Source organism: Streptococcus sp. 116-D4, from assembly GCF_009731465.1.
GTDB classification, from domain to species: domain Bacteria; phylum Bacillota; class Bacilli; order Lactobacillales; family Streptococcaceae; genus Streptococcus; species Streptococcus pseudopneumoniae_E.
In genome coordinates this window covers 1,508,468-1,523,201 of the sequence record NZ_AP021887.1, presented here as the reverse complement: position 1 = coordinate 1,523,201, position 14,734 = coordinate 1,508,468, and the positions used below count along the sequence as shown (strand labels likewise).

Annotated in this window: 14 protein-coding genes; all 14 read left to right on the top strand. The window is 43.1% G+C overall.

Annotated elements, in window-relative coordinates:
• The first annotated feature begins 72 nt into the window (after positions 1-72).
• Positions 73-327: a type II toxin-antitoxin system Phd/YefM family antitoxin gene (locus UKS_RS07700; RefSeq protein ID WP_173020499.1), complete on the top strand. Its 255-nt coding sequence runs from the start codon at positions 73-75 to the stop codon at positions 325-327.
• Between the two features lie 3 nt (positions 328-330).
• Positions 331-585 (top strand): Txe/YoeB family addiction module toxin, encoded by a 255-nt coding sequence (locus UKS_RS07695; protein ID WP_156012496.1) that lies wholly within the window; start codon positions 331-333, stop codon positions 583-585.
• A 201-nt stretch (positions 586-786) separates the two neighbouring features.
• Positions 787-2,400, top strand: a complete 1,614-nt coding sequence (locus tag UKS_RS07690) for a ribonuclease Y (protein ID WP_156012495.1) — start codon at positions 787-789, stop codon at positions 2,398-2,400.
• A 127-nt stretch (positions 2,401-2,527) separates the two neighbouring features.
• Positions 2,528-3,154 (top strand): guanylate kinase, encoded by a 627-nt coding sequence (gene gmk / locus UKS_RS07685; protein ID WP_156012494.1) that lies wholly within the window; start codon positions 2,528-2,530, stop codon positions 3,152-3,154.
• A 24-nt stretch (positions 3,155-3,178) separates the two neighbouring features.
• Positions 3,179-3,493, top strand: coding sequence for a DNA-directed RNA polymerase subunit omega (gene rpoZ / locus UKS_RS07680; protein WP_049495305.1), 315 nt, complete (start codon positions 3,179-3,181; stop codon positions 3,491-3,493).
• Between the two features lie 65 nt (positions 3,494-3,558).
• The gene (locus UKS_RS07675; protein ID WP_156012493.1) at positions 3,559-5,955 is read left to right on the top strand and encodes a primosomal protein N'; all 2,397 of its coding nucleotides are present in this window, start codon (positions 3,559-3,561) and stop codon (positions 5,953-5,955) included.
• Between the two features lie 12 nt (positions 5,956-5,967).
• Positions 5,968-6,903, top strand: a complete 936-nt coding sequence (fmt, locus tag UKS_RS07670; protein WP_156012492.1) for a methionyl-tRNA formyltransferase — start codon at positions 5,968-5,970, stop codon at positions 6,901-6,903.
• Positions 6,896-8,209: a 16S rRNA (cytosine(967)-C(5))-methyltransferase RsmB gene (gene rsmB / locus UKS_RS07665; protein WP_173020479.1), complete on the top strand. Its 1,314-nt coding sequence runs from the start codon at positions 6,896-6,898 to the stop codon at positions 8,207-8,209. The genes fmt and rsmB overlap by 8 nt, the downstream gene beginning before the upstream one ends.
• A gap of 14 nt (positions 8,210-8,223) precedes the next feature.
• The gene (locus UKS_RS07660) at positions 8,224-8,964 is read left to right on the top strand and encodes a Stp1/IreP family PP2C-type Ser/Thr phosphatase (RefSeq protein WP_156012490.1); all 741 of its coding nucleotides are present in this window, start codon (positions 8,224-8,226) and stop codon (positions 8,962-8,964) included.
• Entirely contained in the window at positions 8,961-10,856 is a 1,896-nt protein-coding gene (gene pknB / locus UKS_RS07655; RefSeq protein WP_156012488.1) for a Stk1 family PASTA domain-containing Ser/Thr kinase, read from the top strand. The genes UKS_RS07660 and pknB overlap by 4 nt, the downstream gene beginning before the upstream one ends.
• 91 nt (positions 10,857-10,947) lie before the next feature.
• On the top strand, positions 10,948-11,706 hold the full coding sequence (locus UKS_RS07650) for a threonine/serine exporter family protein (RefSeq protein WP_156012486.1): 759 nt from the start codon (positions 10,948-10,950) through the stop codon (positions 11,704-11,706).
• A 1-nt stretch (position 11,707) separates the two neighbouring features.
• Positions 11,708-12,157, top strand: coding sequence for a threonine/serine exporter family protein (locus UKS_RS07645; protein ID WP_049495291.1), 450 nt, complete (start codon positions 11,708-11,710; stop codon positions 12,155-12,157).
• 113 nt (positions 12,158-12,270) lie between these two features.
• Positions 12,271-13,443: a hydroxymethylglutaryl-CoA synthase gene (locus UKS_RS07640; protein WP_173020478.1), complete on the top strand. Its 1,173-nt coding sequence runs from the start codon at positions 12,271-12,273 to the stop codon at positions 13,441-13,443.
• On the top strand, positions 13,443-14,717 hold the full coding sequence (locus tag UKS_RS07635) for a hydroxymethylglutaryl-CoA reductase, degradative (protein WP_156012482.1): 1,275 nt from the start codon (positions 13,443-13,445) through the stop codon (positions 14,715-14,717). Before UKS_RS07640 ends, UKS_RS07635 begins: the two co-directional genes overlap by 1 nt.
• Positions 14,718-14,734 lie beyond the last annotated feature (17 nt).

Genomic DNA, 14,734 nt, shown 5'->3' with positions numbered 1-14,734 from the left:
CTTGTACAAGTTCCTGACAATTTCTTTCTTTTCATGTATAATAGTGGAAAAGTGGTAAAACGAGGTATGGTTATGGAAGCAGTTCTTTACTCAACATTCCGAAATCATTTAAAGGACTACATGAAAAAGGTAAATGATGAATTTGAGCCTTTGACGGTGGTTAATAAAAATCCAGATGAGGACATTGTAGTTCTTTCAAAGAGTGAGTGGGATAGTATTCAAGAAACCCTGAGAATCGCTCAAAATAAGGAGTTATCAGACAAGGTTTTGCGAGGAATGGCTCAAGTTCGTGCTGGAAGCACTCAAGTCCATGCTATTGAGGAGTGATGAATGCTGCTCAAGTTTACAGAAGATGCCTGGGCAGATTATTGCTACTGGCAAAATCAGGATAAGAAAACGATAAAAAGAATCAATAAACTAATCAAGGATATTCAACGTGATCCCTTTACAGGAATAGGTAAGCCAGAACCACTCAAGTATGACTACCAAGGAGCTTGGTCACGTCGTATTGATGCAGAAAATCGATTGCTTTATATGATGGATGGAGATAGCGTGGCTTTTTTGTCCTTCAAAGATCATTACTAAATCTACTGAAAGGTAGGCTTTTTTTAAAATCTCTGCCAAACAACTGTTTCCAATCAACAAGGATTTAACAATTTTATTTTAGTGATTATGTACTAAATTCCCCAAAACATATTCTATTTAAGGTTTGTGAAAATCACTTTTTTATGGTAGAATGTAAAAGAATGTATGTCATTCGGAATAACAATAAAATGAGGTAAAAACATGGAAATCATGTCGATTGCGATTGCTGTTTTTGCCGTCATCATTGGTTTAGTTATTGGATATGTCAGCATCTCAGCTAAGATGAAATCATCTCAGGAAGCTGCAGAGTTGATGCTTTTAAATGCTGAACAAGAAGCAACTAATTTACGAGGACAAGCTGAGCGTGAAGTAGATTTACTTGTTAATGAAGCTAAACGTGAAAGCAAGTCTCTTAAAAAAGAAGCACTATTGGAGGCCAAAGAAGAAGCCAGAAAATACCGTGAAGAAGTGGACGCTGAATTCAAATCAGAACGTCAAGAACTCAAACAAATCGAAAGTCGTTTGACAGAGAGAGCTACTAGCCTCGACCGTAAGGACGACAATTTGACGAGTAAAGAACAAACACTTGAACAAAAAGAACAAAGTATTTCTGATAGAGCGAAAAACCTTGATGCGCGTGAAGAGCAATTAGAGGAAGTCGAAAGACAAAAAGAAGCAGAGTTAGAGCGTATTGGTGCCCTGTCTCAGACAGAAGCACGAGATATTATCTTGGCACAGACAGAGGAAAACTTGACCAAGGAGATTGCCAGCCGTATTCGCGAAGCTGAGCAAGAGGTCAAGGAACGTTCTGACAAAATGGCCAAGGATATCCTGGTTCAAGCTATGCAACGTATCGCTGGTGAATATGTAGCGGAGTCAACAAACTCAACAGTTCATCTGTCAGACGATACTATGAAGGGCCGCATTATTGGTCGAGAAGGCCGTAACATTCGTACCTTTGAAAGTTTGACAGGGGTCGATGTGATTATCGACGATACACCAGAAGTGGTGATCTTGTCAGGATTTGATCCGATCCGTCGTGAGATTGCCCGTATGACTATGGAAATGTTGCTTAAGGATGGACGTATCCACCCAGCTCGCATCGAAGAGTTGGTTGAAAAAAACCGTCAAGAGATTGACAATAAGATTCGTGAATACGGTGAGGCTGCTGCTTATGAAATTGGTGCGCCTAACCTTCATCCAGATTTGATGAAGATTATGGGCCGTTTGCAGTTTCGTACTTCATATGGACAAAATGTCTTGCGTCATTCAATTGAGGTTGCTAAGTTGGCTGGTATCATGGCGAGCGAACTTGGTGAAAATGCGGCTCTTGCCCGTCGTGCTGGTTTCCTTCACGATATTGGGAAAGCCATTGACCGCGAGGTTGAAGGTAGCCACGTTGAAATCGGTATGGAATTGGCTCGTAAATACAAGGAACACCCAGTTGTGGTGAATACGATTGCTAGCCACCACGGTGATGTTGAAGCTGAAAGTGTCATTGCAGTGATCGTTGCTGCGGCAGATGCCTTGAGCGCAGCCCGTCCAGGTGCTCGTAGTGAGTCTCTTGAAAACTACATCAAGCGTCTTCATGATTTGGAAGAAATTGCTAACGGCTTTGAAGGAGTACAAAATAGCTTTGCCCTGCAAGCAGGACGTGAAATCCGTATCATGGTCAATCCAGGAAAAATCAAGGACGACAAAGTCACAATCTTGGCTCACAAAGTTCGTGAGAAAATTGAAAACAATCTCGATTACCCAGGAAATATCAAGGTAACGGTGATTCGCGAGCTTCGTGCAGTAGATTATGCTAAATAAATAAGAAAGAGCAGTTGAAAAATTACTGCTTTTTTGTTACACTAGATAGAAAGACTGTAAAGGATAATCTGGCTTTTGCCATTATTCTAGAGAAATGTTATTTCACAGACTAACTAAAGGAGACACAATGGCAGACCGAGGCTTACTAATCGTTTTTTCTGGTCCCTCAGGGGTTGGAAAAGGAACGGTTAGAAGAGAGATTTTTGAGAGTTCTGAAAACCGATTTCAATACTCTGTATCGATGACGACACGCGCACAACGTCCTGGAGAAGTGGATAGTATTGACTATTTCTTTCGGACTCGCGAAGAGTTTGAAGAGTTGATTCGTCAAGGGCAGATGTTGGAATACGCAGAATATGTCGGCAACTACTATGGAACTCCTCTGACCTATGTCAATGAAACCTTGGACAAGGGAATCGATGTTTTCCTTGAAATTGAAGTTCAGGGTGCTCTTCAGGTCAAGAAAAAGGTCCCAGATGCTGTCTTTATCTTCCTAACGCCACCAGATTTGGATGAATTGCAAGATCGTTTGGTAGGACGTGGAACAGACAGTGCAGAAGTGATTGCCCAACGAATCGAAAAAGCCAAGGAAGAAATTGCCCTCATGCGTGAGTATGATTATGCGATTGTCAACGATCAGGTGCCCCTAGCTGCTGAGCGTGTTAAACGTGTCATCGAAGCAGAACACTTCCGTGTGGATCGTGTCATTGGTCACTATCAGGAGATGTTACCAAAATCTCCAACTACCCGATAAAATTTAGAAAATAGGAACAAACAAATGATGTTAAAACCCTCTATTGATACCTTGCTCGACAAGGTTCCATCAAAATATTCACTCGTTATTTTGGAAGCAAAACGTGCCCACGAATTGACAGCAGGTGCGCCAGCAACTCAAGGTTTCAAATCTGAAAAATCAACTCTTTGCGCTTTAGAAGAAATCGAAGCAGGAAACGTCACAATTCACCCAGATCCAGAAGGAAAACGTGAAGCGGTGCGTCGCCGTATCGAAGAAGAAAAACGCCGCAAAGAAGAAGAAGAAAAGAAAATCAAAGAGCAAATCGCTAAAGAAAAAGAAGATGGTGAAAAAATTTAAGGTTGGGGGGACTCAATCTTATTTTTTCTATTGCAAGAACGTACTAACAAGGAGGAGGTGAGAAGATGGCCGTAGCCAACATTATCGTAGATGTGCCCTTGATGCAGACGGACCAGCCTTATACTTATAGGATTCCGGAGGAATTTCTGGGAATGCTAGAGGTTGGGATGCGGGTCCATGTACCTTTTGGTAAGGGAAATCGCCTGATTCAAGGAATTGTTCTTGGTTTGGAGTCCCAATCAGATGAGGACGAGAGGGAGCAAGATTTAAAAGATATTGCCGAAGTACTGGATTTTTCTCCTGTGCTCACGCAAGAACAACTCTGGTTGGCTGAAGAGCTAAGGAAATCTGTCTTTTCCTATAAGATCTCCATCCTTAAGGCTATGTTGCCGGGATTTCTGAACTCCAGCTATGACAAGATTCTCTATCCTCTGGCAGGTCTGAGTCAGGAAGACAGAGAGCGTTTGTTTGGTTCAGAAGATTCGCTTGCCTTTTCTTCACTAGACCTTGCCAAACAAGCCGAAATGATGCATTTGACTAGAAAAGGCCTGCTTGGTCTGGAGTATCAGGCAGTCGATCAAAAGAAGGTCAAGACTCAGTCTTGGTATGAAGTTGATGTTACCAAACTAGAGAAGATTGAGATTTCTACGCGTGCCAAGAAAAAGTTGGGATTGAGAAACTATTTGCTGTCTCATCCTGAGAGTGCTTCTTTGGCTAGTTTGTTAGAGTCCTACTCGCGGGAGCAAGTTAACTTCTTTGTGGAGCAAGGTGCTGTTACCATAGTCCAAAAGGAAGTTCAACGCTCGGCTGCTTATTTTGAAGGCATTGAGGCAAGTCAGTCTTTGGAATTGAATCCAGAACAAAGACAGGCTCGAGATGCAGTTGTCAGTGCGATTGGCAGTCATCAGCCTCCCTTTCTCCTTCAAGGGATTACAGGAAGTGGGAAAACCGAGGTTTACTTGCAGATTATACATGGGGCCTTGGACAAGGGCAAGACAGCTATTTTGCTGGTGCCTGAGATTTCTCTGACACCTCAAATGACCGAGCGATTTATTGCTCGTTTTGGTGAACAAGTCGCCATCCTCCACTCAGGCCTGTCTAATGGTGAAAAGTATGATGAGTGGCGCAAGGTGGAGCGTGGGGATGCCCAAGTTGTTGTTGGTGCTAGATCGGCTATCTTTGCCCCGCTGAAAAATCTGGGTGTTATCATTATCGATGAAGAGCATGAAGCGACTTATAAGCAGGACAGCAATCCCCGTTACCATGCTAGAGATGTAGCTATTTTACGAGCCCAGTATAATCAAGCAGCTCTGGTCCTTGGTTCAGCAACTCCAAGTCTAGAAAGTCGTGCTCGGGCTGGCAAAGGCGTTTATCAACACTTACGTCTGACCCAACGGGCCAATCCTTTAGCAAGCATTCCTGAGGTTCAAGTGATTGATTTTCGGGACTATATCGGGCACAATGAGACGTCAAATTTTACGCCTCCTTTGCTAGAAGCTATTCAGGACCGTCTGGCTAAAAAAGAGCAGGTGGTTCTTATGCTCAATCGCCGTGGTTATTCTAGCTTTGTCATGTGTCGGGAATGTGGGACAGTAGATACTTGTCCCAACTGTGATATTTCCCTGACATTGCACATGGATACCAAGACTATGAACTGCCATTACTGTGGCTTTTCTAAGGACATTCCTCAGGCCTGTCCTAACTGTAAGAGCCGCAGTATTCGTTACTACGGTACGGGGACACAGAAGGCTTATGACGAGCTGGCAGAACTCTTTCCCCAGGCCCGGATTTTACGGATGGATGTGGATACAACTCGCAAAAAAGGTAGTCACCAAGCACTTCTTGAGCAGTTTGGCAAGGGTGAAGCGGATATTCTTCTGGGAACCCAGATGATTGCCAAGGGCTTGGACTTTCCCAATGTAACCTTGGTCGGAGTTCTAAATGCGGATACAGCTTTGAATCTGCCTGATTTCCGATCTTCTGAAAGAACCTTCCAGCTTTTGACTCAGGTTGCGGGCCGTGCAGGCCGGGCTGAAAAAGCTGGGCAGGTCTTGATTCAGTCTTACAATCCTCAGCATTATGCTATTCGATTTGCCAAGGATCAAGATTACGAAGGCTTTTATGCCTATGAAATGGGTATCAGACGACAACTTGGCTATCCACCTTACTATTTCACGATTGGCATTACTCTTTCTCATAAGAAAGAAGAAGAGGTGGTCAAACGGGCCTATGAAGTCATGAACATTTTGCGGTCAGGATTATCAGAGACCAGTAACATTCTTGGGCCAACGCCAAAACCTATCGCTCGTACTCATAACCTCTATCATTATCAGATTTTAATTAAATACCGTTTAGAAGATGAGCTGGGGCCGACCCTCAACCAGGTCTTGGCCTTGACACAAGAACGGGAAAATAGCGAACTTCGTCTCAGTATTGACCACGAACCGCAACAATTTTTATAAGAAGGAGTAGATATGACAAAACTAATATTTATGGGAACGCCTGAATTTTCAGCGACTGTTTTAAGGGGACTTTTGACAGATGACCGCTACGAGATTGTTGCAGTTGTAACTCAGCCAGACCGTGCGGTTGGACGTAAAAAAGTCATCCAAGAAACTCCAGTGAAACAAGCTGCCAAAGAGGCAGGCCTACCTATTTACCAACCTGAAAAATTATCGGGTAGTCCAGAAATGGAAGCCATCATGAATTTGGGTGCTGATGGGATTGTAACAGCAGCTTTTGGACAATTCCTCCCAAGTAAACTCCTTGATAGCATGGATTTTGCAGTCAATGTTCATGCTTCGCTCCTTCCTAAATACCGTGGTGGTGCTCCGATCCATTATGCCTTGATTCAGGGTGATGAGGAGGCAGGAGTAACCATTATGGAAATGGTTAAGGAAATGGATGCAGGAGATATGATTTCCCGTCGTAGTATTCCAATTACAGATGAGGACAATGTAGGAACCTTGTTTGAGAAATTAGCTCTTGTTGGTCGTGATTTGCTTTTGGACACTTTGCCTGCATACATTACTGGTGAGATTCAGCCTCAACCGCAGGATCCAAGTCAGGTTACTTTCTCGCCAAACATCAAGCCAGAGGAGGAAAAACTGGACTGGAACAAGACCAACCGTCAACTTTTCAACCAAATCCGTGGGATGAATCCTTGGCCTGTTGCCCATACTTTTCTCAAAGGCGACCGCTTTAAGATTTATGAAGCACTCCCTGTAGAAGGTCATGGAACTCCAGGTGAGATTCTTTCCATCGGTAAGAAGGAATTGATTGTCGCAACAGCAGAAGGTGCCCTGTCTCTCAAACAGGTTCAACCAGCAGGAAAACCTAGGATGGACATTGCTTCCTTCCTCAACGGTGTGGGACGGACTTTAGCAGTAGGAGAACGATTTGGTGACTAAAGTAGAAACGGCTAGAAGTTTAGCCCTAGAGGTATTGGAGGATGTCTTTATCCAACAAGCTTTCTCCAATATCGCCTTAAATAAACATCTTAAGGGAAGTCAACTGTCAGCAGCAGACAAGGGCTTGGTGACAGAGCTTGTTTACGGAACCGTAGCCCGTAAACTAACTTTAGAATGGCATTTGTCTCACTTTATTGAGGATAGAGACAAGCTAGACAGTTGGCTCTATGTTTTGCTTCTCATGAGTATCTACCAACTCCAATATCTGGATAAGATTCCAGATCATGCAGTGGTCAATGAAGCGGTGGAACTGGCTAAACTTCGTAAAAAAGGTAGCGAAAAACTGGTCAATGCAGTCCTTCGTCGTATCTTGCGAGAAAGTTTGCCAGATATTGCCAGTATCAAACGTAAGAACAAGCGTGATTCTATCGCCTACTCTTTGCCAGTGTGGTTAGTTTCTAAACTCAAGGAAGAATACGGAGAAGAGCGAGCACAAGCAATTTTTGAAAGTCTTTTGTTGCGCAACAAGGCCAGTATTCGTGTAAGAGATTTGAGCCGAAAAGCGCAGATTAAAGCTTTGCTTGGTGCAAGTGATTCTCAGTTATCTCCTGCTGGTCTGGTTAAGGAACAGGGGCATTTTGCTAGTCATGACTTGTTTTCAGAAGGACTTATTACTATCCAAGATGAGTCAAGTCAACTGGTTGCACCGACACTAGAGCTACAAGGCGACGAGCAGGTTTTAGATGCTTGTGCAGCTCCTGGCGGAAAGACCGCCCATATGGCATCTTATCTGACGACAGGCCAGGTTACTGCGCTGGACTTGTACGACCACAAGTTGGACTTAATCCAAGAAAACGCTCAACGTCTAGGAGTTGCAGATCGGGTTCAAACGCAAAAATTGGATGCCAGAAAGGTGCATGAGTTTTTTGGTCAGAATTCATTTGATAAGATTTTGGTGGATGCTCCCTGTTCAGGAATCGGTCTTTTGCGCCGAAAACCAGATATCAAATATAATAAAGAAACGGCAGATTTCGCGTCCTTACAGGAAATTCAGCTAGAAATATTAGGTAGTGTTTGTCAAACACTACGCAAAGGTGGTATAATAACTTATAGTACCTGTACTATTGTCTCAGAGGAGAATTTTCAAGTCGTTGAGGCGTTTTTAGAAAGTCATCCTGAGTTCGAGCAGGTAAAACTAGAACATGAATGTAAGGATATCATGAAAGACGGCTGTATCCTCATTACACCTGAATTGTATGGAAGTGATGGATTCTTCATCAGTCAATTTCGCAAGATATCGGATTAGGAAGGAACTAACACATGGAAATTTCATTATTAACAGATGTTGGTCAGAAACGAACAAATAACCAAGACTATGTCAACCACTATGTCAATAGAGTTGGGCGTACCATGATTATTCTAGCTGATGGTATGGGAGGTCATCGTGCGGGGAATATCGCTAGTGAGATGGCGGTAACAGATCTTGGTGTAGCTTGGGTAGATACTCAAATTGATACAGTTAATGAAGTGCGTGAATGGTTTGCTAACAACCTTGAGATTGAAAATCAAAAGATTAACCAACTTGGGCAGGCTGAAGCCTATAAAGGAATGGGGACAACCCTTGAGGCTGTAGCGATTATTGATAATCAGGCTATTTATGCTCACATTGGAGATTCTCGTATCAGTTTGATTCGTGGAGAAGAATATCACCAGTTAACGAGTGACCATTCTTTGGTCAATGAATTGCTCAAGGCGGGTCAATTGACGCCGGAAGAAGCAGCCAGCCACCCACAGAAAAATATTATTACTCAATCTATCGGTCAAAAAGATGAAATTCAACCTGATTTTGGGATCATTACCCTTGAGCCGGGAGACTATCTCCTACTTAATAGTGATGGCTTGACAAATATGATTTCAGGAAGTGAAATTTATGATATTGTAACCAGCGATATTTCTTTGGAAGATAAGGCAGCAACCTTGATTCGTTTTGCCAACAATGCGGGTGGTTTGGACAATATCACAGTTGCCCTTATTGCTGTTAATGAGGAGGCAATAGAATGATCCAAATCGGCAAAATTTTTGCCGGGCGGTATCGGATTATCAAACAAATTGGTCGAGGAGGCATGGCAGATGTCTATTTAGCCAAGGATTTGATTTTAGACGGTGAAGAAGTGGCAGTCAAGGTTCTGCGAACCAACTACCAGACAGATCCTATTGCAGTGGCGCGTTTCCAGCGGGAAGCAAGAGCCATGGCAGATCTGGACCATCCTCATATCGTTCGGATTACAGATATCGGTGAAGAAGAGGGACAACAGTATCTTGCAATGGAGTATGTTGCTGGATTAGACCTCAAACGCTATATCAAGGAACATCATCCTCTTTCGAATGAAGAAGCGATTCGAATCATGGGACAAATCCTCTTGGCAATGCGCTTAGCTCATACTCGAGGGATTGTTCACAGGGATTTGAAACCTCAAAATATTCTCTTGACATCAGATGGGACGGCCAAGGTCACAGACTTTGGGATCGCGGTAGCCTTTGCAGAGACGAGTCTGACTCAGACCAACTCAATGCTAGGTTCAGTTCATTATTTGTCACCAGAGCAGGCGCGTGGTTCTAAAGCGACTGTACAGAGTGATATCTATGCCATGGGGATTATTTTCTATGAGATGCTGACAGGTCATATTCCTTACGATGGGGATAGTGCGGTGACCATCGCCCTCCAACATTTTCAGAAGCCATTGCCATCGGTTATTGCTGAAAATCCATCTGTGCCTCAGGCTTTAGAAAATGTTGTTATCAAGGCAACTGCCAAGAAATTGACAGACCGCTACAAATCAGTCGCGGAAATGTATGTGGATTTGTCTAGTTGTTTGTCTTATAATCGTCGTAATGAACCAAAGCTAGTCTTTGACGAAACGACTAAGGCGGACACTAAGACTCTTCCAAAAGTTCCACAAAGTACCTTGACTTCTATTCCTAAAACTCCGGTAAAAGAGGACAAGCCTCAACCTCAGCCTCCTCAGACAGAAAAACCGGTACCTAGTGTAAAGCCAATCAAGCGGCGTCGTATAAAAGCACGTTATCCAATTTTATTTGCGACCTTCTTGTTGGTTGTGGCATCTTTGGTATGGATTTTATATAGAACGCCCGCTACCATTGCCATTCCAAAGGTGGCAGGTCAGACGGTTGCAGAGGCCAAAGAAGCTCTTAAAAAAGCCAATTTTGAGGTTGGTGAAGAAAAATCAGAGGCTAGTGATAAGGTTGAAGAAGGTCGGGTTATTCGTACCGATCCTGACGCAGGTACGACACGCAAAGAAGGAACAAAAATTAATTTGATTGTGTCTTCTGGTCCGCAATCTTTCCAACTTGGAAATTATATTGGAAGAAAATCCAGTGATGTAGTGGCAGAATTGAAAGGCAAGAAGGTTCCAGAAAATCTGATTAAGATTGAAGAAGAAGAATCCAACGAAATCGAAGCCGGTACAATCATGAAACAAAGTTTACCGGAGGGAACAACCTACGATCTTAGCAAGGCAACTCAAATAGTTCTGACTGTTGCTAAAAAAGGAAATTCTATTTCAATGCCAAGTTATATTGGTTCTAGCCGAGAATTTACAGTCAATAATCTTACACAGATATATGAAGTTAAAAAAGCTAATATCGAAGTTGTAGAAGTGTCTACAGCTCCTGAAGGAACAGCTGAGGGGACTGTCATAGAGCAAAGTCCAAAAGCAGGTGAAAAAGTAGATTTGAGCGCAACTCGTGTTAAACTTTCTATATATAAAGCGAAGCAAACTCATTCTTCTTCAACTTCATCCTCCTCCTCTTCGTCGTCCTCTAGCTCTTCTCGGAAAACTAATGAACAAGAGGATGCAGAATCCACTCCCACACAGGGAAGCTCGCAAGGCAATTCACAACGAGGAGATACTTCCCGAGAAAATCCACAGTGATATTAGAATCTTTGTCATGATTTCATGGCAAAGATTTTTTTTGACTCCAGATTTGTGATAGAATAGAGGGAGTTGATAAAAGGAGGAAAGCATGGAAGAATTAAGAGAACTAAATACCGTTATCGATGTGATTATGCTAGCAGGAACTATTCTCCTCAAAAGTGGTTCAGAGATTCATCGTGTAGAAGATACCATGATTCGTATTGCGCATTCACAGGGGATTGTGGATTGCAATGTTCTTGCCATGCCTGCCGCTATCTTTTTTTCAATTGAAAATACGAATATTTCGCGTATGAAGCGCGTGACTTCCTCGTCTTATAATATTGAAAAAGTCTGCGATGTGAACCAGATTTCTCGTCAGCTAGTGGGGGGGCAGATTGATTTAGAGACAGCCTTCAAGCAATTGACGGCCTTGCAAGCTCAACCCCTTCCTTATACTAAGTTGCAGGTAACTCTGGCTGCAACCTTTAGTGCTCCTTTCTTTTCGATTATGTTTAGTGGAAATATCTACGATGCACTTGGGGCAGGAGTGGCTACCTTATTTGGTTTTACCTTTTCTCTTTATGTGGAGAAGTTTATCCGAATTCCTTTTGTGACGGCCTTTGCTGGAGCCTTTGTCTTTGGGATAATTGCCCAGTTTTGGGCTCGCTACACAGGCTTTCCTTCAACAGCAGATTTGATTATAGCTGGTGCGGTCATGCCGTTTGTACCAGGGATTGCCTTGACCAATGCGGTTCGTGATATTATGACTAACCATATAAACTCTGGTATGAGCAAGATGTTTGAATCCTTGCTCATTACCCTAGCTTTAGGGGCGGGAACTTCTGTCGCCTTAATATTGATGAACTAATATGACACTAACAACCTTTTTATTACAAGCCGTAGCAAGTCTTCTTGCTATTATCACTTTTTTAATTGTACTCAATGTTCAACGGTCCATGCTCTTACCTAGTGGGATTTTAGGCATGTCTGTCTGGCTGATTTATCTCTTGCTCAAGGAACCAACCAATGTCATCGTAGCAACCTTCATTGCGGCCGTTATTGGTTCATGTGTCAGCCAGATTTTGAGTATTTTTTATAAGACGCCTGCTGTGGTCTTTATCTTGGCCATCTTGGCACCTCTGGTTCCGGGTTATCTTTCTTATCGGACAACTGCCTTTTTTGTGACAGGGGATTACAATCATGCCATTGCTAATGCTACCTTAGTTGTCATGTTGGCTCTGGTAATCTCTATTGGAATGGCTAGCGGAACAGTGATTCTCAGACTTTATACCTACTTAAGAAACCAGCATAAAAGTTAGAATAATAAGAGACTTGATTTGGTGAATCAAGTCTTTTTTCTCTCTTTTACTGCCATTTGTGATAAAATAGTATAGAACGATTTTTTACAATGAATGATAAAACAGAGGTAAATATGACAATCGGTATTGATAAGATTGGTTTTGCGACTAGTCAATATGTCTTGAAATTACAAGACTTAGCAGAAGCAAGGGGAATTGACCCTGAAAAATTAAGTAAAGGACTCTTACTCAAGGAATTGAGCATTGCGCCCCTAACTGAGGACATTGTGACCTTGGCGGCTAGTGCAAGTGACTCTATTTTAACTGAGCAAGAAAGAGCAGAAATTGACATGGTCATTGTGGCTACTGAGTCAGGAATTGACCAGAGTAAGGCTGCGGCAGTCTTTGTGCATGGTTTGTTGGGCATCCAGCCCTTTGCTCGTAGTTTCGAAATTAAAGAAGCCTGCTATGGAGCGACAGCTGCCCTTCATTATGCAAAACTGCATGTGGAAAATTCTCCAGAGTCCAAGGTCTTGGTCATCGCTAGCGATATTGCCAAATATGGTATTGAAACTCCAGGAGAACCAACTCAAGGTGCTGGAAGTGTAGCTATGTTGATCACACAAAATCCACGCATTATGGCTTTTAATAATGATAATGTGGCTCAGACACGTGATATCATGGATTTCTGGCGTCCAAATTATTCTACAACTCCTTATGTAAATGGTGTTTATTCTACCCAACAATATTTGGATAGTTTGAAAACGACCTGGCTTGAATATCAAAAACGCTACCAGCTTACTTTGGATGATTTTACAGCTGTTTGCTTCCACTTGCCTTATCCTAAATTAGCGCTAAAAGGCTTGAAAAAAATCATGGATAAGAGCCTGCCTCAAGAGAAAAAAGACCTCTTGCAAAAGCATTTTGACCAGTCTATTCTCTACAGCCAAAAGGTGGGGAATATCTATACAGGTTCCCTCTTCCTTGGACTTTTGTCTCTCTTGGAAAATACAGATAGCTTGAAGGCTGGGGATAAAATTGCCCTTTATAGTTACGGAAGTGGGGCTGTGGCTGAGTTCTTTAGTGGTGAATTGGTTGAAGGATATGAAGCTTATCTGGATAAAGACCGTTTGAAGAAGCTCAACCAACGAACTGCCCTATCTGTTGCAGACTATGAAAAAGTCTTCTTTGAGGAAGTAGACTTGGATGAAACAAACTCTGCCCAGTTTACTGGCTATGAAAATCAAGATTTTGCCTTGGTTGAAATTCTCAATCACCAACGCCGTTATAGCAAGGTTGAAAAATAATGAAGATAAGTTGGAATGGATTTTCTAAAAAATCATACCAAGAGCGCCTCGAGTTGTTAAAAGCTCAGGCGCTCCTTAATCCTGTGAGACAAGCGAGTTTGGAGCAGGATGAACAGATGAGTGTGACGGTGGCAGACCAGCTGAGTGAGAATGTAGTGGGAACTTTTTCTCTGCCTTATTCGCTAGTCCCAGAGGTTCTCGTTAACGGTCAAGAATACACAGTTCCCTATGTGACAGAAGAACCCTCTGTGGTTGCTGCGGCCAGCTATGCCAGTAAAATCATTAAGCGTGCAGGCGGTTTTACTGCACAAGTCCATCAGCGCCAGATGATTGGTCAGGTAGCTCTTTATCAAGTTGCTAATCCTGAAAAAGCACAAGAGAAGATTGCAAACAAAAAGGCTGAGCTCTTGGAACTTGCCAATCAAGCCTATCCTTCCATTGTTAAACGCGGGGGCGGGGCGCATGATTTGCATGTCAAGCAGATCAAAGGTGAAACAGACTTTCTCGCTGTTTATCTCCATGTCGATACCCAGGAAGCCATGGGAGCCAATATGCTCAACACCATGCTGGAAGCCTTGAAACCAGTCTTAGAAGAACTCAGCCAGGGACAGAGTCTCATGGGAATCCTATCTAATTACGCAACCGATTCTCTGGTGACGGCAAGCTGTCGCATCGCCTTTCGCTACTTGAGCCGTCAAAAGGATCAAGGAAGAGAAATTGCGGAGAAAATTGCTTTGGCTAGTCAGTTTGCTCAGGCTGATCCCTACCGAGCAGCTACTCATAATAAAGGGATTTTTAACGGCATTGATGCTATTTTAATTGCCACAGGTAATGACTGGCGTGCTATCGAAGCTGGGGCCCATGCCTTTGCCAGTCGAGATGGACATTATCAAGGTCTTAGCTCTTGGCGTCTAGACTTGGAGACAGAAGAATTAGTTGGTCAAATGACTCTTCCTATGCCTGTAGCAACCAAGGGTGGTTCTATCGGTCTCAACCCGCGTGTAGCCCTCAGTCATGAATTACTGGGAAATCCTTCTGCCAAAGAATTGGCCCAGCTTATCGTTTCTGTTGGGCTGGCACAAAACTTTGCGGCCCTGAAAGCCTTGGTCAGTACAGGCATCCAGCAAGGCCACATGAAATTGCAGGCCAAATCCTTAGCTCTCCTAGCAGGTGCTAGTGAATCCGAGGTAGCTCCCCTAGTTGAGCGCCTCATCGCAGATAAAACCTTTAACTTAGAAACTGCCCAGCGTTATCTAGAAAACTTAAGATCATAAAAAAACTCAGACGAATT